Annotated in this window: 22 protein-coding genes and 1 pseudogene; 18 read left to right on the top strand and 5 right to left on the bottom strand. The window is 67.3% G+C overall.

Going from position 1 to position 25,426, the window contains the following annotated elements; genetic code table 11:
* Positions 1-330: 330 nt before the first annotated feature.
* Positions 331-981 (bottom strand): helix-turn-helix domain-containing protein, encoded by a 651-nt coding sequence (locus PV396_RS08995; protein ID WP_319202188.1) that lies wholly within the window; start codon positions 979-981, stop codon positions 331-333.
* A gap of 309 nt (positions 982-1,290) precedes the next feature.
* Between PV396_RS08995 and PV396_RS08990 the strand changes: the two genes are divergently transcribed.
* The 8 genes from PV396_RS08990 to PV396_RS08950 all read left to right on the top strand — a co-directional run bounded on the left by PV396_RS08990 (position 1,291) and on the right by PV396_RS08950 (position 12,407).
* Entirely contained in the window at positions 1,291-2,520 is a 1,230-nt protein-coding gene (locus PV396_RS08990; RefSeq protein WP_319202186.1) for an ABC transporter substrate-binding protein, read from the top strand.
* A gap of 71 nt (positions 2,521-2,591) precedes the next feature.
* Positions 2,592-3,671 carry a sugar ABC transporter permease gene (locus PV396_RS08985; RefSeq protein ID WP_319202184.1) on the top strand — a complete coding sequence of 360 codons (1,080 nt, stop codon included), beginning with the start codon at positions 2,592-2,594 and terminating at the stop codon, positions 3,669-3,671.
* Positions 3,668-4,582, top strand: coding sequence for a carbohydrate ABC transporter permease (locus tag PV396_RS08980; protein WP_416071358.1), 915 nt, complete (start codon positions 3,668-3,670; stop codon positions 4,580-4,582). Before PV396_RS08985 ends, PV396_RS08980 begins: the two co-directional genes overlap by 4 nt.
* Before the next feature lie 140 nt (positions 4,583-4,722).
* Positions 4,723-6,555, top strand: a complete 1,833-nt coding sequence (locus tag PV396_RS08975) for a glycoside hydrolase family 3 protein (protein ID WP_319202182.1) — start codon at positions 4,723-4,725, stop codon at positions 6,553-6,555.
* A gap of 26 nt (positions 6,556-6,581) precedes the next feature.
* Positions 6,582-9,023, top strand: a complete 2,442-nt coding sequence (locus PV396_RS08970; RefSeq protein ID WP_319202181.1) for a glycoside hydrolase family 3 N-terminal domain-containing protein — start codon at positions 6,582-6,584, stop codon at positions 9,021-9,023.
* Positions 9,024-9,137: 114 nt separating this feature from the next.
* Complete coding sequence (locus PV396_RS08965) at positions 9,138-10,739, top strand: DUF5597 domain-containing protein (protein ID WP_319202180.1); 1,602 nt, start codon at positions 9,138-9,140, stop codon at positions 10,737-10,739.
* A 470-nt stretch (positions 10,740-11,209) separates the two neighbouring features.
* Positions 11,210-11,602 (top strand): VOC family protein, encoded by a 393-nt coding sequence (locus tag PV396_RS08955; protein WP_319202178.1) that lies wholly within the window; start codon positions 11,210-11,212, stop codon positions 11,600-11,602.
* Positions 11,603-11,657: 55 nt separating this feature from the next.
* Complete coding sequence (locus PV396_RS08950) at positions 11,658-12,407, top strand: SDR family NAD(P)-dependent oxidoreductase (protein ID WP_319202176.1); 750 nt, start codon at positions 11,658-11,660, stop codon at positions 12,405-12,407.
* Here PV396_RS08950 and PV396_RS08945 read toward each other — a convergent pair.
* Positions 12,397-12,570: a hypothetical protein gene (locus PV396_RS08945; RefSeq protein WP_319202173.1), complete on the bottom strand. Its 174-nt coding sequence runs from the start codon at positions 12,568-12,570 to the stop codon at positions 12,397-12,399. The two genes, PV396_RS08950 and PV396_RS08945, sit on opposite strands and share 11 nt — an antisense overlap.
* Before the next feature lie 13 nt (positions 12,571-12,583).
* Between PV396_RS08945 and PV396_RS08940 the strand changes: the two genes are divergently transcribed.
* From PV396_RS08940 to PV396_RS08925, 4 genes are all read left to right on the top strand, one after another.
* Positions 12,584-13,195 (top strand): GntR family transcriptional regulator, encoded by a 612-nt coding sequence (locus PV396_RS08940; RefSeq protein ID WP_319202171.1) that lies wholly within the window; start codon positions 12,584-12,586, stop codon positions 13,193-13,195.
* A 96-nt stretch (positions 13,196-13,291) separates the two neighbouring features.
* Positions 13,292-14,446, top strand: a complete 1,155-nt coding sequence (locus PV396_RS08935) for an acyl-CoA dehydrogenase family protein (RefSeq protein ID WP_319202169.1) — start codon at positions 13,292-13,294, stop codon at positions 14,444-14,446.
* Positions 14,443-15,507: an acyl-CoA dehydrogenase family protein gene (locus PV396_RS08930; RefSeq protein WP_319202167.1), complete on the top strand. Its 1,065-nt coding sequence runs from the start codon at positions 14,443-14,445 to the stop codon at positions 15,505-15,507. The genes PV396_RS08935 and PV396_RS08930 overlap by 4 nt, the downstream gene beginning before the upstream one ends.
* Positions 15,507-16,721, top strand: a complete 1,215-nt coding sequence (locus PV396_RS08925; RefSeq protein WP_319202165.1) for a CaiB/BaiF CoA-transferase family protein — start codon at positions 15,507-15,509, stop codon at positions 16,719-16,721. The genes PV396_RS08930 and PV396_RS08925 overlap by 1 nt, the downstream gene beginning before the upstream one ends.
* Before the next feature lie 66 nt (positions 16,722-16,787).
* On the opposite strand, the gene PV396_RS08920 is transcribed toward PV396_RS08925, so the two are convergent.
* Positions 16,788-17,414 carry a TetR/AcrR family transcriptional regulator gene (locus tag PV396_RS08920; protein ID WP_319202164.1) on the bottom strand — a complete coding sequence of 209 codons (627 nt, stop codon included), beginning with the start codon at positions 17,412-17,414 and terminating at the stop codon, positions 16,788-16,790.
* 186 nt (positions 17,415-17,600) lie between these two features.
* Between PV396_RS08920 and PV396_RS08915 the strand changes: the two genes are divergently transcribed.
* From PV396_RS08915 to PV396_RS08905, 3 genes are all read left to right on the top strand, one after another.
* Complete coding sequence (locus PV396_RS08915) at positions 17,601-18,431, top strand: IclR family transcriptional regulator (protein WP_319202162.1); 831 nt, start codon at positions 17,601-17,603, stop codon at positions 18,429-18,431.
* An 80-nt stretch (positions 18,432-18,511) separates the two neighbouring features.
* Positions 18,512-20,485 carry an NAD(P)/FAD-dependent oxidoreductase gene (locus PV396_RS08910; RefSeq protein WP_319202161.1) on the top strand — a complete coding sequence of 658 codons (1,974 nt, stop codon included), beginning with the start codon at positions 18,512-18,514 and terminating at the stop codon, positions 20,483-20,485.
* Between the two features lie 84 nt (positions 20,486-20,569).
* Complete coding sequence (locus PV396_RS08905) at positions 20,570-20,833, top strand: ATP-binding protein (RefSeq protein ID WP_319202160.1); 264 nt, start codon at positions 20,570-20,572, stop codon at positions 20,831-20,833.
* A 295-nt stretch (positions 20,834-21,128) separates the two neighbouring features.
* On the opposite strand, the gene PV396_RS08900 is transcribed toward PV396_RS08905, so the two are convergent.
* Positions 21,129-21,308 carry a hypothetical protein gene (locus PV396_RS08900; protein WP_319202159.1) on the bottom strand — a complete coding sequence of 60 codons (180 nt, stop codon included), beginning with the start codon at positions 21,306-21,308 and terminating at the stop codon, positions 21,129-21,131.
* Positions 21,309-21,672: 364 nt separating this feature from the next.
* Between PV396_RS08900 and PV396_RS08895 the strand changes: the two genes are divergently transcribed.
* Positions 21,673-22,509 (top strand): IS5 family transposase, encoded by an 837-nt coding sequence (locus tag PV396_RS08895; RefSeq protein WP_319202158.1) that lies wholly within the window; start codon positions 21,673-21,675, stop codon positions 22,507-22,509.
* Between the two features lie 374 nt (positions 22,510-22,883).
* Positions 22,884-23,219 (top strand): annotated as a pseudogene (locus PV396_RS08890) (transposase); the annotation flags it as partial.
* 18 nt (positions 23,220-23,237) lie between these two features.
* Here the strand turns inward: PV396_RS08890 and PV396_RS08885 are convergent.
* The gene (locus PV396_RS08885) at positions 23,238-24,290 is read right to left on the bottom strand and encodes an AraC family transcriptional regulator (protein ID WP_319202156.1); all 1,053 of its coding nucleotides are present in this window, start codon (positions 24,288-24,290) and stop codon (positions 23,238-23,240) included.
* Positions 24,291-24,394: 104 nt separating this feature from the next.
* Here PV396_RS08885 and PV396_RS08880 point away from each other — a divergent pair, with 104 nt between their 5' ends.
* Complete coding sequence (locus tag PV396_RS08880; RefSeq protein ID WP_319202154.1) at positions 24,395-25,348, top strand: helix-turn-helix domain-containing protein; 954 nt, start codon at positions 24,395-24,397, stop codon at positions 25,346-25,348.
* The last annotated feature ends 78 nt before the right edge of the window (positions 25,349-25,426 follow it).

The raw sequence follows: 25,426 nt of genomic DNA, 5'->3' as shown, positions 1-25,426 counted from the left end.
CGATCCGTGGCGCTCCGCAGCGCACAACGTGCCGAAATCGCCCAGCACTTCCAGGGCGCGCACCAGCCGCTTCCCGGATCGGGCGGCAAGTTGAGCCATACGCCGACGAAGAGTCAGGGCGCACCAAGCGGACTGGTGGTCGGCGCCACCTTCGGCGCACATCGCCGCGTAGGCAGTTAACGCCAGGTTTTACGCGTGCCGAAGTTCAGGTTCGCGGCGCTGGCGAACGCGGTGAGATACGCCGGCCGTTGAGCAACTACCGGATGCGACCTGGAGCATCCGCCGGCGTCTCCCCCACCATCACCGAATGCAGCGGATCGCGACCGAAGTTCAGCCGACGTCGCCGCCGTCGCCCCCGTCGGCCTCCTGCGAAGTCGCCTGCTGGGACCAGTGCGCGCGAGCGGCCGCCACAAGGCGCCAGAAGGAATCGACGGCCTCGACTACATCCACGTCTTCCCGATAGCGCCGCTGGAGCTGAAGCCCGTCCTGCACGGCGATGCCCAAAGTGGCGATCACCTCCGCACTGACCCCCATCGGAGCACCCTCGGCAGCAGCGGGGCCGGGGTCGAGCGTCTGCGTCTGGGCCTCGCGGTAGTGCTCGGCGAAGTAGGCGTGCGCCGGGTGATCGCGATCGATCGCCTCGGCGGAGAGGATGATGAACAGGGACGTCAGCCCCTCATGCTCCGCGGAGTGGCGCGCGACCTCCCGCGACCGGGTCGCGACATCCGTGGCGTGCAGCTCCGCCAGGTAGTCGGCGACCGACGAGTCCCGCAGGTTGAGCACCTCGACCAGGAGCTCTTCCTTGTCGGCGAAGTGGTGCAGGACCCCTGTCTGCGTGAGGCGCATCCGCCTGGCGAGCTCACGCATCGACGAATTCACGTATCCGGATTCGGCAAAGAGCTCGGCCGCTGCGGCGATGATCTCCCGGCGGCGCTGGAGCCCCTTGCGATAGGGCCCCCGAGGCCCGGTGCGTTCCGCCATGCCTTCAACATACAGCGAGGCGGTGCCGCGTCCGGCCCGGGTGGGGGCGTGACGATGAAAACTCTACGAAAACTTGTCAGGTGAAATGTGTTACGTGATACTGACGGCCACCACGACATCCGGGACGACATCTCAGCCGGGGACGCAGCGGCGTGCGCGACGTTCGGGTGACGGGGTTCGCGCACCTCGCTGGAGCTTGCATTGCCGGGGGCGGCTACTTGTCGCCGCCGGGCCACGGCACACCGCCTGGACATAGGAGTACAGATGCGATCCATTCGAAGGCCCCTCGCTGTGCTTGCAGCGGTCGCGTTGACCGCTGTCACTGCCGGCTGCGGATCGAGCGACAGCGGCGACGCCGACGGCAAGATCACCCTCAACATCTCGACCTTCAGCGAGTGGGGTTACGCCGGTCTGCTGAAGGAGTACCAGAAGCTCCACCCCGACATCACGATCAAGCACAACCGCTTCGCTACCAGCGACGAGGCCAAGGGGCAGTTCCAGACCGCCCTCGGTGCGGGCTCGGGTCTCGCCGATGTGGTCGGTGTCGAAGGCGGCTGGATGCAGCAGGTCCTCAAGCACCCCGACAACTTCGTGGACCTGGCCTCTCCAAAGGTGAAGGGCCGCTGGAAGGACTGGAACACAAAGCTCGCGTCCACGGCCGACGGCAAGCTGCTCGGATACCCGACCGACATAGGTCCGCAGACCATCGCTTACCGCAGCGACCTGTTCAAGGCGGCCGGCCTGCCGACCGATCGTGAAAAGGTCGCCGAACTCTTCGGAGGTGACGACGCGACGTGGGACGATTTCTTCGCCGTCGGCAAGCGGTTCATGGAGGCCAAGACGGGACCGGCGTTCTACGACGCGTCGGCCTCGGTAGCGACGAGTTGGGCCGACCAGTACAAGGTGCTGTGGGAGGACCCGAAGACCGGCGACATCATCGCGGACAAGAACAAGGATCTGCGGAACATCTACGACACGGTGACCTCACACGAGGACCTCTCGACCCATCTGGCGCGGTGGAGCGAGGACTGGGTGAGCGCGTTCCAGAAAGACAAGTTCGCGGTCATGCTCGCGCCGTCGTGGATGCTCGGCGTCATCAAGGGCAATGCGGCCGGAGTCAAGGGATGGGACGTGGCCGACGTCTATCCCAACGGCGGTGTCAACAGCGGCGGTTCGTACCTGAGCGTGCCGAAGCAGTCGAAGCACCCCAAGGAGGCGCAGGCGCTCGCAGAGTGGCTCACCGCCCCTGAGCAGCAGACGAAGGCGTTCAAGGCATCGGGCAACTTCCCCAGTCAGATCGAGGCGCAGAAGAGCCCGGAAGTGCAGAAGGTGACCGAGCCCTTCTTCAACGATGCGCCCGTGGGAAAGATCCTCGCCGAACGCGCCTCGAACATCACCATGGTCCCGTACAGGGGCGAGAACTACTTCGCGATCGCCGCGGCGTTCAATGACGCCATCAACCGCGTCTCCGTGGACAAGACCCACTCCGCCAAGGAGTCGTGGGACATGTTCGTCGACGCTGTGGACGCGCTGAAGTGATCGGTTCGTCAGAACATTCGGGGGCGCCCGCCACACAGGGCGTCCCCGAGTCACCACTGAAGGAAGAGCGTATGCGCCACTCGGCTGCGAGCGCGTCACCCCTGGTGGACGCCACTCCTCCACGCCCGCCGTCGCGGTGGCGTCAGCGCCTGGGCCGCTGGGACATGAAGGCGTCGCCGTACGCCTACATCTCACCGTTCTTCATCCTGTTCGGGCTCGTCGGCCTGTTTCCCCTGCTGTATACCGCTTACGTCTCGCTGCACGACTGGGACCTCATCGGCGGCCAGGGCGACTTCGTCGGACTCGACAACTTCACCTTCGTCCTCGACCAACCAGTGTTCTGGGACTCGCTGGGCAACACCGTCAGCATCTTCCTGCTGTCGACGGTCCCCCAGATCGCGATCGCTCTCGTGCTCGCCAGCCTCCTGCACGCGAACATCCGGGCACGGACCTTCTGGCGGATGGGGGTGCTGCTGCCGTACGTCATCGCTCCGGTCGCCGTGACGCTCATCTTCTCGCGCATGTTCGCGGACCAGTCCGGGCTGGTCAACGCACTGCTCGAGCAGCTGGGAATGGACCCGATCGGCTGGCATCGGGACAGCCTGCCGGCGCACATCGTCATCGCCAACATGGTCAACTTCCGGTGGACCGGCTTCAACACCCTTGTTCTGTTGGCGGCCATGCAGGCGATCTCTCGTGACCTGTACGAAGCGGCCACTCTCGACGGCGCGGGACGGGTGCGGCAGTTCTTCTCGGTGACGGTGCCGTCCGTGCGTCCGACGCTCATCTTCGTCGTGATCACGTCCACGATCGGCGGTCTGCAGATCTTCGACGAGCCGCGGCTCTATGACACACAAGGCCTCGGCGGAAGCTCAGGGCAGTGGAAGACAATCACTCTGTATTTGTACGAACTCGGCTGGAACCAGCAGCGATTGGGCCGTGCTGCGGCCGTCGCGTGGCTGCTCTTCCTGCTGATCATCACGTTCGCCCTGGTCAGCAACTGGCTGTCGCGTCGCATCGCCTCCGGCGACGACCAGGCGACCGGTCGCCGAAAGCCACGCCGCGCCGCACGACGAGACGCGCACAGGGCAGCAGTTCATACGCCCGCCTCCTCCGCACCGTCCGGTGACACGTCCGGGAGCAGCACGTGACCACTCCTTCCCTCCCCTACATCGAGCAGACCTCCGGCCGTGGCGCCGCCCGAGCGGCGCGCCGCCGTCGCGGGCGGGACCGCGGTGACGTGCGCCGGCCCGGACGGCTGACGTATGCCATCCTCGCTCTGGTCACGCTCATTTCGATCTTCCCCCTGTACTACACGCTCCTGCTCGCGTCCTCGACCTCGGCGGAGGTCGCGCAGAACCCGATTCCCTCGCCCATCCCGGGCGGGCATCTGATCGACAACCTCACGCGCGTCTTCGAGTCCGACATCGATCTGCCGATGGCGGTCTGGAACTCGGTCTTCGTCTCTGTCACCACTGCATTCGCGGTCGTGCTGCTCTCTACACTGGCGGGCTTCGCGTTCTCGAAGCTCCGCTTCAAAGGCCGGGCCGGCCTGCTCACATTCGTCGTGGGCACCATGGCGGTCCCCACGCAGCTCGGCGTCGTACCGCTGTTCATCGTCATGCGCGAGATGGGCCTCACAGGGAGCCTCTGGGCAGTCATCATCCCCGGTATCGCCTCCGCCTTCGGCGTGTTCTGGATGACGCAGTACCTCGAGTCGGCGCTGCCCTATGAGCTCATCGAGGCCGCCCGCATCGACGGGGCATCGACGTTCCGGATCTTCCGCTCCATCGTGCTGCCGGCCGCCAGGCCCGCCGCCGCGATGCTGGGCTTGTTCACCTTCATCGGGGCGTGGACCCAGTACTTCTGGCCGTCGATCGTGCTCGGGACGACCAACCCGACACTCCCCGTCGCACTGCAACTGCTGCAGACCGGGTTCTTCAAGGACATCCCCCTGATCATGACCGGCGTGCTCGTATCGGTCGTGCCGCTGCTGGCGCTCTTCCTCGTCCTCGGCAAGCAGCTCGTCGCAGGCGTCATGCAGGGAGCCATCAAGGGGTGACGGCGGCGGCCGCAGCACCCGACCGGATCTGAGTGCCCCGCGCCGGGCTGCGGTGCGGTGCAGCTGAGTCCGATCCCCCGCCTTGCCGAGGCCTCCCCCACGGCCCCGGAGACGATTTTGAGAGGAACTACCGACCCCCCATGCACGACACGACCGCACCGGACATCGCGTTCCGCGACCTCAACGGCAACGGCCGCATGGACCCGTACGAGGACCCGCGGCTCAGCGCCGAGGAACGCACCGAGGACCTGTTGTCGCGGCTCTCACTCGAAGAGAAAGTCGGTCTCCTCTTCCACACAGTCATCGAGATCGGTCCGGAGGGCACTGTCCTCGAAGAGCCCGGCGCGATCAGCAAGTCGCCCACCAGCGAGGTGGTCCTCGACAGGGCGATGAACCACTTCAACGTGCACCGCATTGAAGATGCCCGGACGGCCGCACGGTGGAACAACGCGATCCAGCGGCTGGCCGAGAAGACGCCGCACGGCATCCCGGTGACGATATCCACCGACCCGCGACACGGGTTCCTGGAGAACGTCGGCGCGTCGTTCACGGCAGGCCCGTTCTCGCAGTGGCCCGACGGGCTCGGCCTCGCGGCGCTTCGCGACCCGGAAATCGTGCGCGAGTTCGCGCGACGGGCGCGCGAGGAGTACCGCGCCGTGGGAATCCGCATGGCGCTGCACCCCCAGGTCGACCTCGCCAGCGAGCCCAGGTGGGCACGTCAGCTCCAGACCTTCGGCGCCGACACCGATCTCGTGGTGGCGTACACGCGCGCGTACCTCGAAGGCTTCCAGGGCGCCACTCTGGACCCGACGAGCGTCGCCTGCGTCACCAAGCACTTCCCCGGCGCCGGCGCGCAGCTGGACGGAGAGGACGCGCACTTCCCGTACGGCCGCGAGCAGGTCTACCCGGGTGGGGCGTTCGACGAGCATCTGCGCCCATTCACCGCCGCCATCGAACAAGGCACCGCCGCGATCATGCCGTACTACGGGATGCCCGTCGGGCTCGAGATCGACGGCGTACCGATCGAGGAAGCCGGGTTCGGCTACAACAAGCAGATCCTCACCGGGCTGTTGCGCGAGAAGCTCGGCTACGACGGGTTGATCATCACGGACTGGGAGTTGGTGAACGACAACCTCGTCGGGGACCAGGTCCTGCCCGCCCGCGCATGGGGAGTCGAGGAGCTCGACGCCCGCGAGCGCCTCGTCAAGATCCTCGACGCCGGCGCCGACCAGTTCGGCGGCGAACAGTGCACGGACCTGCTGCTCGGCCTCGTGCGCGGCGGCGTGGTCGCGGAGAGCAGAGTCGACGAGTCGGCGCGCCGCGTCCTGCTGATCAAGTTCCGGCTCGGCCTCTTCGACAACCCGTTCGTCGACGAGGACGCCGCCGAGGCCATCGTGGGCAACGCCGAGACCCGGCGGATCGCTCTGGAGACGCAGACCCGGTCGGTCACCGTGCTCAAGAACTCCGTCGTCGGTGGTGCGCCACTCCTCCCCCTCAGCCGGAGTGCACGCGTGTACGCGGAAGGCATCGATCCGGACACCCTTGCCCGGGCCGTCACTCCCGCAGCCACACCGCTGGATGCGGACCTGGCCATCGTGCGCATCGAGGCTCCCTTCGAGCCACGGGACGACCTGTTCCTGGAGTCGTACTTCCATCAGGGGTCCCTCGAACTGTCGCCCGGCCTGGTGCACCGCCTGCGCATGATCGCCCAACAGGCCCCGCTCATCGTGGACGTGGCCCTGGACCGCCCGGCAATCCTCACCCCGCTCATCGACGCGCTGGCCGGCCTCACCGTCACCTTCGGCGTCTCGGACGACGCCCTGCTCGCCGCCCTCACCGGCCGCATCGCCCCCGAGGGCAGGCTCCCCGTCGAGCTGCCTCGTTCGATGCAGGCCGTACGCGAGTCCGCGCCCGACGCGCCGGCGAGCACCCTGGCCCCGCTGTTCCCCCTGGGTTCGGGACTGGACATCTGATGCCTTTCACACATAAGGATCACGCCATGAATGACGCGCGTTCCCGCGCCGCCGCGCTGCTCGGTCGGATGACCATGCACGAAAAGGTCGCGCAGCTGACGTCACTCATCCCGACGATGCTCTTCGACGCCAAGGGCATCCGCCCGGACGTCGCCGCGGCCAAGCTTGCACACGGCATCGGCTACGTCGAACCTCACATGGGCGGCTTCCCGGCGAGCGCGGCCGAACTCGCACGCCTCAACAACGCCGTGCAACGGCATCTGGTCGAGAACACCCGCCTGGGCGTTCCGGCGATCATGCACATCGAGGCGCTCAACGGCGTGAACGCGCCAACCTTCACGGCATTTCCCACGGCGATCGCTCTGGCCGCCACCTGGGACACCGCCGCGGTGGGCGAGATGGCCGCGCTCACGCGCCGGCAGATGCGATCCGTGGGACTGCACCACGCCCTGTCGCCGCTGCTCGACGTCGCCCGTGACGCGCGTTGGGGCCGGGTGCACGAGACCTACGGCGAGGATCCGTACCTGGTCAGCGCGCTCGGGGTGTCTTTCGTACGGAATCTCCAGGGCGAGTCGTTCGCGGACGGCGTCGTCGCCACCGGCAAGCACTTCCTCGGGTACGCCATGAGCGAGGCCGGTCTCAACACGGCGACCGTGCAGATGGGAGCACGGGAGCTGCGTGAGGTGTACGCGCGCCCCTTCGCCGCCGCCATCCAGCTCGCAGGGCTCGGCTCGATCATGACCTCGCTCGCCGGCTGGGACGGAGTGCCCGCGGCCGCCGACCCCCGCGTGTTCCGCGAGCTGCTGCGCGAGCAGCTCGGCTTCGACGGGACCGTGGTGTCGGACTGGGGCTCGATCGAGGGCCTCGTGAACCACCAGCGCGCGGCGCGCGACGCACGCGAGGCCGGCGAGCTGGCTCTGCGGGCGGGTATCGACGTGGAGCTGCCCGGGCCGTTCGGCTATGGGGACAGTCTGATCGAGGCCGTCCGCGTCGGCGGCATCCCCGAGACGATGGTCGACGAGTCGGTGCTGCGTGTACTGACGCACAAGTTCCAACTGGGCCTGTTCGAGAACCCGTACGTCGAGGCCGACCCGGTGGAGATCATGTCCGTGGCGCAGGAAGGACACGACCTCTCCCTGCGCCTGGCGCGCGAGTCCGTCACCCTGCTCAAGAACGCCGACGGGGTGCTTCCCCTCAGCGGAGCCCCGCGCATCGCCCTCGTCGGCCCGCACGCCGACCGGGTCGGCGCAGCGTTCGCCCCGTACACCTTCCCCTCCTTCATCGAACTCACCCGAGCCATGCTGAGAGGCAAGACGAGTTCCATGGTCGGCGTCGAGGACCTCGACACCTTCGGCCCTGACGACGCTTACGTGCACCAGGAGATCGGCGACCTCCTCGCCATGGACGAGGACGAGTTCGCCCGCACGCAGTACGGAGCGGTCTCCCTCGCGGACGCGTTGCGGGCCGCGCTGCCCGACGCGCAGATCACCGTCGCCGCGGGATGTGGGATCACCGATGGCGCCGAGGAGATCAATGCCGCTGTTGAGGCCGCGCGTGACGCCGATATCGTCGTCCTGGCACTCGGCGGTCTGGCCCGGTGGTTCTTCGGCGAACGCACAGAGGGCGAGGCCGCGGACACCGTCGATGTGCGACTCCCGGATGTGCAGCGTCGGCTCGTGCACGAGATCGCCGCGCTCGACAAGGCGACCGTCGGCCTGATCTTCTCCGGCCGCCCTCTCGCCCTTGGTGACGTGGAGTCCTCACTGGACGCCATCGTGCTCGGGTACTACGGCGCGCAGTTCGGCGCCCAGGCCGTCGCGGACATCCTGGCCGGCGCGGCCGAGCCGCAAGGACGCCTGCCCTACACGATCCCACGCGCCGGCGGACAGGTCCCGATCCACGCCGGCCAGCGATTCGGCAGCGGCTACCGCCATCGTGAGGGCGACCCGCACGGCGGATACGTGGACGAGACGGCGGCACCGCTCTATCCGTTCGGCCACGGCCTGACGTATACACGCTTCGTCCACTCCGACCTCAAACTGAGCAGCACGTCGGTGGCAACCGACGGCACAGTCGACATCACTGTCACCGTCAAGAACACCGGCGACCGCTCGGGCGTGGAACTCGTCCAGCTCTACGTCGAGGACGATGCCCCCGGCATCTCGCGGCCGGCGCTCCAACTCGCAGGGTTCCATCGTCTCGAACTCCAGCCAGGAGATCAGGCGATGGTGAAGTTCACCTTGGAACTTCCCCTCTTGGCCTACCTCTCTCTTGACGACAGGTGGGTAGTGGACCCGGGACCGATGTGGATCTCGATCGGCTCGTCGTCGGGCGACCTCCCCATGCGCAGCCGCCTGGATGTCGTCGGCGACACCGCAGACGTCACAGACCGGAGGGTCTACCTGACCCATGCCATGCGGAACGTGCCGCACGACGGGGATGAGACGCGGCCCATGACTGCCACGTAGCCGCACTCCAGCAGCCCGTGGAGAGCGGACCTGACACCGCTCCCCACGGGCCCTCGTGCGCAAGGGCAAGCACACCGCTCACACCATGGGAACGCAATGCCGCATTCACGATCCTTGAAAGACCACTTCATCGACCCGGCCACGGGCCAACTGGTCGTCAACGGTCAGCCCTACCTGATCCGCGGCATCGAGGTGCACAACTCCACCTCGTCCGACGCCGACTACCTGCGACCGCTCTGGAAGCGGTGCGCCGACGCGGGCGTCAACACCGTGCTCGCCCCGGTCAGTTGGGAACTCGTGGAGCCGCAAGAGGGAGGGTTCGACTTCCACCTGGTCGACGCCATGCTCGACGGCGCCCGCGAGCACGCGCTCAAGCTGGTGCTTCTCTGGTTCGGCAGCTGGAAGAACGGCTCTTCGAGCTACACGCCGACCTGGGTGAAGCTCGACCCGGTTCGTTTTCCGATACAGATCACCGAGGCCGGCGATCCGGTGGACAACCTCAGCCCGTTCTCCACAGCCAACCGCGACGCCGACGCGGCCGCTTTCGCCGCGCTCATGGAGCACCTCGCGCGGGTCGACAGCCGCGAGAAGACCGTGATCATGGTGCAGGTGGAGAACGAGGTCGGGCTTCTCGGCGCGCCACGCTCCTACGGAGCGGACGCGGTATCCGCCTGGGCGGACCCCGTACCAGCCTCCCTTGCCGAAGCCCTGCGCGGCGGAGCGTCCCCGTACGTGCAAGCCCCGGACGAGGCCCCCGCCCCGACATGGGACCGCTTGACGGGCGAGGCCGACCGCACGGCCGAGTTGTTCATGGCCTGGCACTACGCGTCCTACATCCAGCACGTCGCCGCCGCGGGCCAGGCCCGATACGACATCCCGCTGTTCGCCAACGCGTGGCTGGACTCGATCGTGCCGAGTGAGGCGGAGTCCGCGGACGTGGCTCTCGCCGGCGGCGGCGCGCCCGGGGTGTTCCCCAGTGGCGGGCCGCTTCCGCACGTCAGCGCTGCCTGGAAGCTGGCGGCCCCCTCGATCGCCTTCCTCGCACCGGACGTGTACTTCGGTGACTTCGAGGTGCCGTTCAAGGGCTACGCGGACACCAACACCACCTTGTTCGTGCCCGAGATGCGCGCCGACGGGCACGGGATCTCGCACAGCTTTCTCGCCATCGGAAAGTACGGTGCCATCGGGGTCTCGCCATTCGGCTTCGACTCACTCGACGATGACGCCAGTGTGGATCTGCGCCGCACCTACGCTCAGCTCACGGCACTGGAGAAGGACATCCTCGCCGCCCAGCCCCAGGGTCGCGTGCGCGGCTTCCGGGTGTCGGCCTCCCAGGAGGTGACGCTCACCCTCGGCCGGTACGAGTTCGTCGTCAGGGCCCATTCGGAACGCGGCGACGGAGAGAAGTTCGGCTACGGCCTCTTGCTGCAGAGCGACGGGGACACGTACATCGCGGCCGGAGACAACTTCACGCTCGGATGGCGCTCGCAAGACGGCCAGCCGGTGGCCGTCCTGAAGGCGGACGAGCTCGTGGACAGCAAGGGCGAACTCCGGCCGCGCAGGCGCCTCAACGGCGACGAGACCTTCTCCGGGACTGGCATCAGGATCGCGCAGAACCCGGCTCCGATGCACGGCTTCATGCACACCAGCGGGATCCCGTCCGGTGTGGTGCGCTTTTCGTTGTACTCCCTCGGAAACGGACCAGAACCTTGGTGATGCGGAGAATCCCCGCGACGGAAGAACAACCGTTTCACTGTGATCCCGCAGCCGAGCGCCGGACTGCTGGTGGGCGCCGCCGTCAATGCGGATCTCGGTGCCGGAGATGAAGACGCCGTCGTCGGAGGTGAGCGTCGCCACGACTCCGGCCACTGTCTCCGGCGCCCCGTGGCCCCGCTGAACATGGGGGTGAGCGTGACGAACAGGCTCCAGTCGGTGTTCCCCGGGTACCAGCGAGGGGAAGTTCTCGGGCATACCGCCGGGGCAGATGTTCACCGCGCGACCAACGACCTCAGTGCCTACTCCTGAGTGTGCCCGCCAAGAGGCGGCGAAATTCGGAGCAGTTCCAGTCAGCGGAAGCTTGCGCTCCAGGCGGGTCACCGAGCGGTTGTACTGCGGATGCCGGCGTCGAGCCGCGAGCCGGACGGCCCCAGGCAGGGTCGCCGCAACACTTCACGCTTGGAGAAGCTGTGACCGACGGGCAGCGTTTCGCCTTCACCAAGATCATGGTGGACGATCTTGACGCCGAGTCCGCGTTCTACTCCGCCGTTCTCGGTCTGGTCGAGAAGCAGCGGACGACGGCCGGTAAGGGCGATGCGGCGTACGCGGAAGCCGTCCTGTCCTTCCCCCACGGCGACGAACCCTCACTGCTGCTACTCAAGCGCCTTGGCCACGAGGCCCCCGCGCCCGGCGAAGCGGTGCTCGGATTCGCCGTCGCCGACGTGGACTCGGTGGTACGAGCCGCGAAAACCGCGGGGGGCACGGTCCGCGTCGAGCCCAGATCCATTCCGCAGCACGGTCTACGTGTCGCCCAACTCGCGGATCCCGAGGGGCACTTGCTGGAGCTTGTCCAACAGCTGTAAGCGCGCCGCGTTTCAGCTCCACGCTCTCGATCACCACTGTCCAAGGGAAAGGAACATGATGTTCGATCTGTCGGGCCGCACTGCGCTGGTGACCGGAGCCGGTCAGAACGCCGGAGCGGGAATCGCCCGTGCCCTGGCCGCCCAGGGCGCCGCCGTCGCGGTCAATGATCTGGTCGCCGAGCGAGCCGGAGTCGTCGTCAAGGAGATCACGGCCGCAGGTGGAACGGCCGTCCCGGTCGCCTTCGACGTCACAGACCTGGACGGGGTGCGGGACGGTGTCGCGAGAGCCCGTGCCGGGTTGGGGCGCCATGTGGACATCCTGGTGCACAACGCGGGCATCGCGGCCGACTTCGGTCAGGGACAGTTCCGATCCCTCGATCCGAGCCGGTGGCGGGCGCCCGTCGAGATCAATCTCTTCGGCGCGATGAACTGCGTGTCGACGGTCGCCAACGACATGTGCGAGGCGGGATGGGGCCGGATCGTGCAGATCTCCTCAGGATCCGCGCGTGCTGGATCCGCGCACGGGCTTTCGCTGTACGGGGCGGCCAAGAGCGGTGTCGAGGGCTTTGTCCGGCACATCTCCCAGGAGGTCGCGCCCTTCGGCGTCACGGTCAACACACTGGCGCTCGGGCTGCAGACGAACGCCGCCGGCGACAGCACCGCGGACATCGCCGCGCGTATTCCCACCCGCCGGCTCGGCACCCCCGAGGACGTCGGAGCGGCCGTCGTCTACCTGGTCTCCCCGGAAGCGTCCTGGATGACCGGACAGACCATCAACCTCAACGGAGGCAGCATCACCTGCTGAGGCCGTCGGCGGCACGGTCACAGGTGCGGCCGGTGGCCTCGACCTCGTACGGTGATGCGGACCGTGAGGAGTGCATGCCCATGCCGCCCAGACAGCCGTCCGCTTCCGCGAGCAGCAGCAACCCGCCCGCCAGCCAGGCGGTGACGCGCGTGGCCAACGGCATCAAACAAATGATCATGTCGGGTGATCTGCTGCCGGGCCGGCAGATCCGTCAGGAGCACATGGCAGCCGCCTTCGGCGTGAGCCGTCTGCCGGTGCGCGAGGCGCTGCGTCAACTGGTGGCGGACGGACTCGTCGTCCACGAACACCATGTCGGCTTTGCCGTCGTGCGACTGAGCCGGGCGGAGTTCGATCAGGTGTACCTGATGCGGAGGCTGCTGGAGACGGAGGTGCTCCGCAGCCTGCCGCGGCCCGCAGCTCGCCGGCTGGCGGAGATCGAGGCCCTGGCCGAGAAGATCGAACATGCCGCCACCGCAATCGATCTGCCCCGGATGCGCGCACTCAACAGCCAGTTCCACTTCGCCGTCTTCGACCTGAGCGATCTGAAACTCGTAGTCGGCGAGATCAGGAGGATCTGGACCTGGGCGCTGCCCTACCACTCCGTCTCCCTCTACGACGACGCCGGGCGGGCGCGCATCCTCGAGGAGCACAGGGAGATGGTCACGGCGCTCCGCACCGGCGACACGGAGCGGCTTGTCGATCTCATGGACGCCCATCGCGCGGGCTCAGAGGCGCAGTTGAACCTCCTGCTGGAAGCAGGAGCGGTGGCACACCCGTCCGCGAGCTGACTCGGGCTGACGGTGTTCCGTCCACTGGGCGGAACACCGTCAGCAGTTCTGGATCCCATCTCGTTAGCGTGAGCCGGACACGAAGGAGGAGTCCGGTTGACCGCGACGATCCATCTCTCCCCCACACGTCTCGGCCCCGCTGCGCGGGAACTGCGCGACAAGGTCCGGGACTTTGTCGGCGCCGAGCGGGAAGCAGGCACCTTCACCCCGCGTTGCGACGCGTGGATGTCCGCCCCCGACCCGGCGTTCAGCCGCCGTCTCGGGGCACGCGGCTGGATCGGGATGATGCTCCCGACCTCGTACGGCGGCCACGGCCGGTCAGCGCTCGACCGGTTCATCGTCACGGAGGAACTCCTGGCCGCGGGCGCCCCCGTCGCCGCCCACTGGATCGCCGACCGGCAGATGGCGCCCTCCCTCCTTCGTCACGGCACCGAGGCCCAGAAGCGGCTCTACCTCCCGGCGATCGCCCGCGGCGAGTGCTACTTCGCCATCGGCATGAGCGAACCCGACGCGGGATCCGACCTCGCATCGGTGCGTACCCGGGCGCGGGAAGTCGCCGACGGCTGGGAGATCACCGGGACGAAGATCTGGACCACCGGTGCGCACTACGCCCATGCGATGGTCGTCCTCGCCCGCACGGACGGTTCACCGTCTGACCGGCATTCGGGCCTGTCGCAGTTTCTCGTGGACCTCCCGGCGCCGGGGGTGGAGATCCGCCCTGTGCGCACCATCGACGGAGGGCACCATCTCAATGAGGTCGTCTTCGACTCGGTGGTGGTTCCGCAGGACAGTCTGCTGGGCGAACGCGGGGCCGGCTGGCGTCAGGTGACGGCCGAGCTTGCGCACGAACGGTCCGGGCCCGAGCGCCTTATGAGTACGGTGCCGTTGCTGCGGGCCTGGGCGGACCAGGTGCACGACCGCCCTGGCAACGCCGTCTCGGTGCGCGCGCTGGGCAGGCTCACGGCGCGCGCCTGGACGCTGCGCCAGATGTCGCTGTCGGTGGCGGCCGCTCTGGCCGACGGCCGGCCGACCGAGATCGCCGCCGCGCTGGTCAAGGATCTGGGGTCTCGGTTCGAGGGGGACGTGGTGGAGGCTGTACGGCAGGTCACGGGTTCCGAGCCGCGCCGGGGCGCGGCCGGGCTGGAGGGGCTGCTCGCCGAAGCCGTCCTGCACACCCCGGCGTTCACCCTGCGGGGCGGCACAAACGAGATCCTGCGCTCGGTGGTGGCACGCGGGCTGGGGGTTCGATGACCGACGATGTGCGTGAGGAGATCCGCTCCGCCGTCTCCGCGATCCTGCGCGGCCGGACCACGGGGCGCGGCAAGCCCTCGGACGACTTCGACCATCCGGTGTGGAAGGACCTGAGCGCGGGCGGCTTTCACCTGCTGGGCGTGCCGGAGGGCGCCGGCGGCAGCGGGGGCAGGCTGAGCGATCTCGCCGTGGTCGTCGACCTGATGGCTTTTCACGCCGTGCGTGTACCGGTGGCCGAGGCTGCCGTCCTGGCGGGCTGGATGGCGGCACGTGCGGGGCTCTCCCTGCCCGAGGGGGTCGTGGTCGCGTCCCTTGACGAGGCTCGGGGTCGGCAGCGAAACGGCGCTCTCCGCCTGTCGGGGACCCTGCGGGTGCCGTGGGGACGTCATGCCGACCACGTCGTGACAACCGTTCGGTGCGGCGACGAGACCCTGGTCGCCCTCCTGCCCATGGCGACGCGGGGATCAACGGCCGTGTGTCTCACGACGGCCGAGAACCTCGCCGGTGAACCTCGTGACACCTTGGTCCTCGAGGACATGGAGTTGGTGGATCCTGTGGCCGCCGCAGCGCCGCCCGGCCTCGACTCGTCCGCGATACTGCAGCGGGGCGCGTTGGCACGATGTGTTCAACTCGCTGGCGCCGCCCGCGCCGTGCTCATGTCGGCCCTCCAATACGCCACCGAGCGGGAGCAGTTCGGTCGACCACTGGCCCGTTTTCAGGCAGTACAGCAGCATCTGGCAGCGCTCGCCGCCGAGGTCACGGCTCTTCAGGTGAGTGCGGACGCCGCGCTGCTCGCGACCGAGGCGGAGGACACCGACGCGGGCGTGGCCGTGGCCGCGGCGAAGGCCACCACCTCGGCGGGCGCGCACGTCGTCGCCGCCCTCGGTCACCAACTGCACGGCGCGATCGGGTACTCGCAGGAGCATCACCTCGGCGCCGCGACGACCCGGCTGTGGGCTTGGCGCGAGGAATTCGGCAGTGAAAGCCACTGGCACGACCGGCTCGCCGCCCTGGTGCGCCAGGAAGACTCGTGGTGGCACCTGGTAACAGGGGGTGAGTGATGAGCCGAGCCGGCGCAATCCAAGGGATACAAGTTCTCGATCTGAGCAGGGTCCTCGCCGGGCCGTTCTGCACGCAGATGCTCGCCGACCACGGCGCAGAAGTGATCAAGGTCGAGTCCCCCTCGGGTGACGAGACACGGCGTTGGGGGCCGCCGTTCGTCGACGAGGCCGGGACGATGAGCGCCTACTATCAGGGCCTCAACCGCAGCAAGGCCAACATCGCCCTCGATCTGCGTGTGCAGCGGGCCAGGGACGTGCTGTACGACCTCATCGCCCGAGCAGACGTGGTCGTGGAGAACTTCAAGGCCGGCACGATGGAACGCTGGGGGCTCGGCTACGAGTCCCGCCTGGCGGAGGAGTTCCCCCGGCTCGTCTACTGCCGGATCACCGGCTACGGCGTCGACGGCCCCCTCGGCGGCCTGCCGGGGTACGACGCCCTACTGCAGGCCTACGGCGGGCTCATGAGTGTCAACGGTGAAGCCGACGGTGGACCACTGCGCGTGGGGGTGCCCATCGTGGACATCACCGCCGCGCACCAGGCGTTCGCCGGGGTGCTGCTCGCGCTGCTGGAGCGGACGGTCAGCGGGCACGGTCAGCTCGTCGACGTGACCCTGTTCGACGCGGTCCTGTCCCTCATGCACCCGCACTCAGCGATCCACCTGCAGTCGGGCGAGATCCCCCGGCGCACCGGAGCAGCTCATCCGACCGTGGCTCCCTACCAGGTGTTCCGCACGGCGAGCGGGGGATGCCTGTTCGTCGCCGCCGCCAGTGATGCGCACTTCACGGCGCTCGCGGATGTACTCGGCATCCCTCACCTCTCCCAAGACCCGCGCTTCCTGCGCAATCGGGACCGGATCGTCAACCTTCCCTCTCTGCGGACAGAGTTGGAGCCGGCCTTCCTGACGTGGGAGGCAGAGGATCTCGCGGAGGCCCTGGCGGCGCGGGGAGTTCCCGCCGGCCCGGTCCACAATGTCGCCCGAGCCCTCTCAGCTCCCCATACACGGCACCGTTCGATGGTCGTCGGTGACGGCGGCTACCGCAGCATCGGCGTACCCATCAAGTTGGGCCGGTCCGCACCGACGCCGCCTCGTGCCCCGGCGTCAACGGGGGCCGACACCGTCCGCGTCCTCGCCGAACTCGGCTACAACGCGGACGAGCTCACCAGATTGCGCCGGTCCGGCGCTCTGGGACCTGCGGGCGCCCAGGCCGACTGATCCGTGCGGAGCATCTCGCGGAGCCCGTACGGAACGGCTGCTACGCCGTCCGGTTCACTTCGACGTTCACTTCGACGACGAGTGGGCGGGCCGTGCGGTCCGGATGCCGTCGAAGACCATGTGGAAGGCCTCGCGCAGCAGGCCCGCGATGTCCTCACCCGTCTCCGACGCGATCCAGTGCATGAAGACGTGGCGGGTCGCCTGCACGATGAGGAAGCCCGGCAGAACCGAGTCGAGAGGCCTCTCGCCCACGCCGATGCGGTCCCGGAGAAACCCGCCCATCGCCTCGCACAGTTCGTCGTCGACCTCCATCCACCGCAGGCGGTACTGCGGGCTGGCAGCCATCAGGGTGAGGAAATCGCGGCCGAAGGGACTGAGGTCCGGTCCTGAATCCAGTGGTGACGTCCATGCCGTGACGAGCACCTCCACCACGTCGCCGTCCTCGGGTGTGTTCTCGAGCGCTTCGACGACCTGCTGCGAACTGCGCCGGAACAGCGGCCGCACCACATCCTCCTTGACGGGGAAGTGACGGTAGAACGTGCGCGTCGACATGCCGACCGCGTCGGCAATGCGCTCGACGGTCGCAGAGGTGTCGCCGTCGGCGACGAAGATCTCGGCCGCCTTCTGCGCGATCGTCATGTGCAGTTCTTCTGCCCGCCGCTCGGTGAGCGTCGGACGGCTGCGTCTCACCATGGCTGCACCCTGGCTCTCTTCCCGGCTCTCGAAACTCCGGCCAGCCCTGGGGCAGCCGATGCGTGACCGTATGCGGAATTGGATCCAATCCGTTTACACCGGCACAACCCAGCAGTACGCTCACACCTGTCAGTTTGCGACATGCTGGCGCAATGTGCAATCGGCGAGTGACGCCGGGAGGCGATCATGACCACGGCAATAAGTGACAGCGCCCCGATCACGATGATTGACAGAGTGGCCTCTCTCCTCAAGGTCTTCGACGGCCGCTGCGGACTCACACTGACTGAGATCTCACGCCAGGCCGACCTGCCGCGCTCGTCTACGCACCGGATTCTGCAGCGCCTGGTCGAACTGGGCTGGGTCGAGCGCGAGGGCTACCACTACAGCCTCGGGATCCGGATGTTCGAACTCGGCTCCCAGGTGGTAAGGCGTGACCGGATCCACCAGGCCTCTCTTCCTGTCGTACACACGCTGCACCGCTCGACCGGACTGACCGTGTTCCTGAGCGCGATGGTCTCCTCGGAGGTGCTGCATCTGGAACGCATCGGCCACTGGCCAGAGAAGGGGGACAGCTGGCGCCTGGGCGCGCGGCAGCCCGCCGTGCACTCGGCCGCCGGCCGCGCTCTCCTCGCCCAACTCACCGAGGCGGACTGGCCCGCCCTTGACTTCTCGCCCCCGGCCACCGCGTACGGGATCCGTACGCTGCGGGAGCTGCGGCGTGACCTCGACCGTGTCCGCGACCGAGGCGGCGTCGCCGTCGATGTGCAGGGCTGTTGTGCCGGTGTCACCGTCGTGGCCGCACCGGTCGGTCCGCCCGGCAGCAGCACCCGGGCGGCCCTGTCGCTGTGCGGGCCCGCGGACTCGATGCCCACGCAGGAGGCGGGCGACACCGTACGCATGGCCGCGATGGACATCTGGTACGCCGCCTCCGGTATGCCCCGCCAGTCCCGACGCGCCCGCCCGGTGCTCCCCTCTCTGGCGCGCTCCGGCAGGACGCCCGTGTTGTCCCACGGCTGAGTTGGGCACGGCTGGCCCTTGCCACCTCCCACAGACGCCGTGCGCGTGCGTCCTCAACTCGCCGAGGAACCGGTATACCAATGACCTTGATATCCCCCGACCAGCCCACCTACGTCCTCTCCCCCGTCACCGATGTCGACCGGGAGGCGCTTGACGCCGCCATCGAGGTCGCCGAGCCGGGCGCCCTGCTGATGTCGCTGGTTCATCTGACTGGAGACACGAGCCTCGTCGACGAGTTCCGGAAGAGGCTCGCGGACGAACGCCGCCTCGCCGAGACGGAGGGTCGTCCACCGATGCTGATGGGCCACTACCCGTCGCCGGTTGCGGCGGAGGTCCGCGCCCGCGCTCGGCAACTCCTCGACGGCCGCCCGCTGGCACCGCGCATCGGGGTCCCGGGCGACGCGCTCTTCCGGCGGATGGCCGAAGTCTGTGTCGACGACGAGGTCGGGGAGGAGTACGTCGCGCACCTGCGGGAGCAGGGCGGCTTCGCGGCGGCACGGCGGAGTGTCGCCCGGACCCGCACCCCTCCCGAGGATTTCAGCGTCGCGATCATAGGTTCCGGGATGATCGGCCTGAACGCCGCGATCAAGCTCGGCCAGGCGGGCTTCCGTTACCAGGTCTTCGAGGAACGCGACGGCCTCGGCGGCACGTGGTCGCGCAACACCTATCCTGGAGCCGCGGTCGACACCCCGAGTCACTTCTACTCGTACTCCTTCGAACTCAATCCCCGGTGGTCGAAGTACTATCCGACGGGACCTGAGTACCTCGAGTACCTGCGAGGCGTGGCCGCCAAGTACGGCCTCTACCCGCACATCACCTTCTCCGCCAAGGTCCTTGGCTGCACCTGGCACGAGAACGATCAAACCTGGGAGGTCTCCGTCCGGCACAAGGACGGCACCGTCCGGACGCACCGTGCCAACGCGGTAGTCACCGCCACAGGTGTGCTCAACGGGCCGTCGACCCCCGACGTCGAAGGCGCGAGTTCGTTCGCCGGCACGATGATGCACACCGCCAAGTGGCGCTCCGATGTCGACCTGCGGGGCAAGAGAGTGGTCGTCCTCGGTGCGGGCTGCACGTCCGTACAAGTCGTCGCCGCCGTCGCCGACCAGGTGGAGTGCCTGGACATAGTGGCGCGCCAGCCGCACTGGGTCATTCCTGAAGGGCAAGTCTCCGCCAACGTGCCCGACGGCGTGCGGTGGGCGCTGGAGAACATCCCGTACTTCCACCAGTGGTTCCGGACGAAGACGTACTGGTGGGCCGCGGACAAGGGCTGGCCCGTGCCCCGTATCGACGCGGACTGGTATGCAGCGCACATGTCGGCGTCGCCGGCCAACGACGCGGTGATGCAGATCTGTCTTCGCTATCTCGAGGAGGCGTTCGCCGACCGCCCGGACCTGAAGGAGAAACTGACACCCGACTTCCCGCCGTTCGCCAAGCGAATCGTGAAGGACCCCGGCTTCTTCGAGGCCGTCAAGCGCGACAACGTTACGGTGCACCGGGCCTCCTTCCAGGAGATCCGCCCCGACGGGGTCGTCACGACGGAGGGCAAGTTCCTCGCAGCCGACGTCATCATCTGGGCCACCGGCTTCAAGCTCGAATACCTCGGTTTCCTGGACGTGGTGGGCCGCGGCGGCGTCAGGCTGGCCGACGAGTGGGCGGAGCAGAACCCGCGGGCGTATCTGGGCATCACCGTTCCCGGCTTCCCCAACTTCTTCGTCACGGCGGGTCCGAACGCGGCTCCCAACCATGGCGGAGGCCACAACGTGACCAGTGAGGAGCACGTCCACTACATCGTCGAAAGCCTCCAGTACTTGATCGAGAACGGCCACTCCTCGATGGAGCCGACCTGGGAGGCGACCGATGCCTACAACCAGCGGGTCGACGAGGAACTGGACAAGACCGTCTGGAAGCACGGTGGTTCAGCGGGCGGCTACTACCGCAACAAAGCCGGCCGAGCCTGGGTAAGTTGCCCCTGGCGTCTGGTCGACTACTGGGCCATGCTGCGCGCACCCCGGCCGGAAGACCAGACGTTCACCACACGCCGTACGCACTGACCGACGACAGGGGCCGCCGGGCAGACCGGCGGACCCTGTCGTAGGTCCCCTCGGACTGCACACCCCGTCGGCGCCGTCTGCATCGTGGAACTTCGTCACGCCGACGGCCGCGGCTCGCTCACGATCCAGGACGGCGGACCGGACAATCCACAGCACGCTGTCAATCACGTCTTCGACCGGTTCTACCGGGCCGACGAGGGCCGCAGCCGCGCCCATGGCGGCAGCGGTCTGGGCCTGTCGATCGTCGCGGCGATCGCCGAACTCCATCAGGCCCGCATTCACTTACGGAATCACCGCCGCCACCGACGCCAAGCCCGCGTTTCGGGCACGACTCCCTCAGCGTCCTGAGCAATGCGGCCACCAGCGGACAACTGGTGGAACTGAGGATGCCTCGCGAAGAGCTGACCACCACGACAGCCATGCGCCGGTCATCCGCGCTTACGGCCGTGGGCGAGCTTCAACAGCCGGTATCCGCAACTCGGCGGCGGGCACCTGGCCATCACGGTACGGGGGTCTTGAGAGCGCAGGGAACCGTAGACGTAGTCGCCCAAGCCGAAGGCGGTGGCCACACCATGCGCAGCGGGCCGGCGACCTCGGTGACGTCCGGCCCGCGTCCAGGTGTGGCTCCGCCGTTGGTACGACGTCAGTCCGCCGTCTGAGCCGGGCCTGACGTCACCTTCCGCAGCAGCGGCCTGCTGGCCGCGATCGCGGCCAGCATGGCCAGCGCGCCGACGGCCAGGCAGATCACCAGTTGTACGACACCGGAAGTGTTGACTGTGGTACCGGCCGCCTTGTTGAGCTGCATGGCGCCGCAGGCGCCCATGCCGAGCGAGTTTAACCGACCTGCGTTCCCCTGATTTGGCCTTGAGTCGGTCGAGGTTATCTGGTCGCTGCTGCGACGTGGTTGGTATCCCACGCGGCCTTCATTACATATAAGAATAGAGTAGGCGCTTAGAGGACGTTCGCGTCACTTATGGGCCACTATGCCCCGGTTCGCTGCCTGTCAGCGGTACCTCGGTACAGGGCATTTGCCGAAATCGCCCAGCTTTCAAGAGGGTTCACGTGCCCGCTTCAGCACTGACATACCCGACACCTTCTGTCCGGTTCGAAGATGACCCGGTAGCAACCGCTTTGCCTCGCCCGTTCGAGCGATAGCGGCCGTGCGGACCGCGTGAGTCAGTATCTTCATGGCCCCGCGACTGCCCTATCTCAGTGATCTGTCCGATGCCCGCTGGGCGTTGATGGAACCGATCTTGACCGCCTGGCGGACCGAGCGGCAGAAGAACTCCCTCAACCTCGGCGGCAAGGTCGCCGACCTGCGCGAAGTCATGAACGCGATCCTCTTCCTCAACCGGACCGGCATCCCATGGCGCTACCTGCCCCACGACTTCCCGCCGCACACCACGGTCTTCGGATACTTCAGTGCCTGGACCGCCGACGGCACGATCGAGAAGCTGGGCGTCCACCTGCACGGGATCGTCCGCCAGCAGGAAGGGCGCGCCGCTGAGCCCACCGCGTGCGTCATCGACGCCCAGAGCGTCAAGACAGCACCCAGCGTGCCCGTCGACACCCAGGGCACCGACGCCGGCAAGAAAATCGTGGGCCGAAAACGCAGTATCGTCGTCGACACCCTCGGCCTGTTACTGCTGGTCACGGTGACCGCCGCCAGCGTCTCCGACAACGAGGCCGGCATCCAGCTCCTCAGCCGGATCGCCGCCGACCGCCCCACCATCAGCAAGGCATGGGTCGACACCGGCTACAAGAAGAAGGCGATCGAACACGGCGCCACCCTCGGCATCGACGTCGACGTCGTCCCGCGAAACACCCAGGTCAAAGGATTCTCCGTGACACCGAGAAGGTGGGAGGTGGAGCGGAGTTTCGGTTGGATCATGATGCACCGCCGCCTCGCCCGGGACTACGAGACCAAACCCGCCCATTCCGAGAGCATGATCCGCCTCGCGATGATCTCCAACCTCGCCAAACGAGCCACTGGAGAAACAGTCATAACCTGGCACAAACCATGAACTATCGCTTCTTCAAGCGGAACGTCCTCTTAGAAGGCGCCTGTTGTGTCCACGGTCCACTTGCTTTGACCTGCGGTTTTCTACGTCCCTGACGTGGTGTCAGCCATTTTGTGGGACGTATGTGGGATCAGGCAACCCGTGGGGCTCGTGGGGCGCCTTCGCGTCCCAGTGGCTCGGGCGCAGCCTCTCACACCATCTTCACGTACTCGAAGGCGATCGCGGAAACAATCGCGCCCCTCCCCGGTGTTCTCCATCTTCGAGCCGAGGATCGACGACGAGACCACTACAGACGAAGGCAGCCCCGAATAAGTTCCTGGGTCGGAAGTCGTGGTGCTCTCTGTTGGGTGACTCGCTGATCGTTCCGCTGGGGGGCCATGTGCCACTTCCTCGACCGGCTCGCAGGCCACTTCGACCAGAAGGTGCACCTCGTCGTGGATGGCCACTCCGCCCACCGTTCCCGCAAGGTCCGCGCCTGGTCGCCGGTCACCCCGACCGCGTCGAGTTGCACTTCCTGCCCTCGTACTCACCGGAGTTGAACCCCGACGAGGTCAACGCCGACCTCAAACGGAGCCTACCCATGCACAGCCGGGCCCCGGGACCAGGCCCAACTCGCCGCCGAGACCCGCCGGTTCTTCCACCGCCGCCAACGTCAGCCACACATCGTCCGCGGCTGCTTCGGCGGCCCACACGTCCGCTACACCCTCGAATAGAACCCATTGAGTTTCGGATCAATATGAGTCGATCGAAGCGGAGTGCTTCTTCGGCTCCTGCCCTGCATGCCGTAGTCCGGAAGGCGACGTGTCGAACCACCGACGTACCGCACGCGTGAGACTGGATTGTTCGTGCATTCCCAGTCTGGCCGCGATTTGCGAGAACGACAGGTTGGTCGTCGTGATCAAGTCAAGGGCTTGACTCCTGCGAACGCGATCGACGACGCCGGTGAAGGTCGTGCCCTCCTCGGACAGGGATCGCTGGAGCGAACGTGGGTGGAGACTCAGCAGGCGTGCGACTTTCGAGAGGTCCGGATAGTCGGATCCGTGCTGCTCGCTGAGGATCGCTGCCACCAGGTCCGAGATCGGCAGGTCCTTGTGGCCGAAATGCGTGTCGAGATAGCCGATCGCGATGTCACGAAGCAGGGCGTTGCCGCCACTGACCGGCATCGAGAGCAGTCCGCTCGTGACCCGCAGAACCGCACTCGGACAGTCGAACCGCACCTCCGCTCCGAAGTGCTCCCGGTAGGCGCTCTCGGGGGCCAGACGAGCGTGCGGAAGCTGAACCGAACGGAGTCCGTAGGGCGCGTCGCCGTTGATCAGCGTCAGAAATCGGTGCACGATCGCTATGCCGTAGTCGATCGACTGCGGCGACGTGTCCATCGTCTTGCTCGCGTAACGAAGCCCAATCACCCCGGGACTTCCCAGCGGATCCTTGGTCTCCTCGAGTGAGATAGCCGGGCTGTAGACGAACAGGTACCGGCTCGCACAGCCGAGGGCCTCGCCGATCGTGCCTGAGTTCTCCATGGCGATCGCCAGCGGACCCAGCATGTGCAGATCCTGCTGCGCAGCCATCCTCAGCCCGAGGTCGGGCAGCTCGAACTGGCTTGCCGCTTGCTCAAGAACGCGCTCGACCAGTCGGAGGCTGACAAAAGAGTTGCCCTCGACAATCTCCGCCTCGTCGAAGCCGTACGCCGCGAGAAGTTCGGGTCCCGGGCCGCCGACCGCGCTGACGAGCGTCGTCAACCCCCGCAAGGCAGAGGCCCGAACGGGCAGATCGCTGTCACGCAAGGACAAATCCTTGTCGCTTGAAGACAAGTAGGGGGACGCCCGACGGAGCACACTGCATATTCACGACCACGCCGAGCCGCCGTCGATGAAGCCGGAGCAGACCCGTGCCACTCTCCCGATCAATTCTAAGCCCCACTGACCCACTGACAGCCGAAGAAGTCGACTTCCGCTGGAGACTCGCAGTCCGTGACCGTCTTGCCGGCATGGACCTGCAGCCAAAAGGGCCGGTGGAGGGCTTCGGATCGGTTCGGGAGCTGGACCTCGGAGACCTCCTCATCACCGACTGGGTGTGCCCGCAGGCCGAAGGAATCCGCGGCAGCAATTTCGTGCGGCACGACGATGACGCGCTGGTCCTCCTCACCGCTCACACCGGCCGGCAGATCATCGAAACTTCTGACGAGACCGTCGTCCTCCGGCCAGGGACGCTTCTCCTCATGAGCACCCGCGCCACCGGACGGTTCGTTATCCCGGAGCACCTGACCAAGCGAACGGTCAGGATGCCCATGACCGCCATGTCCGCGTTCGACACGGGGGGCGGTGTGCCCGGCTGCCTGCTCCTGGAGACATCTCAAAGCCCGTTGGCCAGCCTCCTCCAAGACTTCCTCATGAGCATGGACCGTCACGTCGGGCGGATGTCCGCCGCGGAGATCGAGGGCACACGCAACGCCCTCCTCGTCCTCATCGCCGGCGCGATCCGTGGCAGTCGGCCCGACAAGCTTGACAGCGGATTCCTGCAACTGCTCCGACGGCAGATGGAGGCCTGGATCCTCGACCATCTCACCGGTGGAGCGATCAGGGTCGCCGACCTCGCTGCCGCGTACAACGTTGCTCCGAGGACCGTCCACCGGGCTTTCGCATCGACCGGAGACACCGTCCAATCGGTCGTCCGAACACATCGCCTGGCAGCGGCCAGAGGTGACCTGGTGAACACGAACCTCTCCATCGCCGCGATTGCATACCGGTGGGGCTTCTGCGACGCGAGCCACCTCGGACGGGAGTTCCGTCGCGAGTTCTCGTTGTCGCCCAGCGACTACCGCGAAGCCCACGGCTTCGCCTGACCTGCGTGATCACAAGCCGAGGCGCAGCCATACCAGCACGCGGCGCAATCGTTCTATCTGCCGCCAAGCGGCATTCAT

Origin of the sequence: Streptomyces sp. ME02-8801-2C, assembly GCF_033793965.1 — a bacterium.
GTDB lineage: Bacteria > Actinomycetota > Actinomycetes > Streptomycetales > Streptomycetaceae > Streptomyces.
This window is presented reverse-complemented; position numbering and strand designations above follow the sequence as displayed.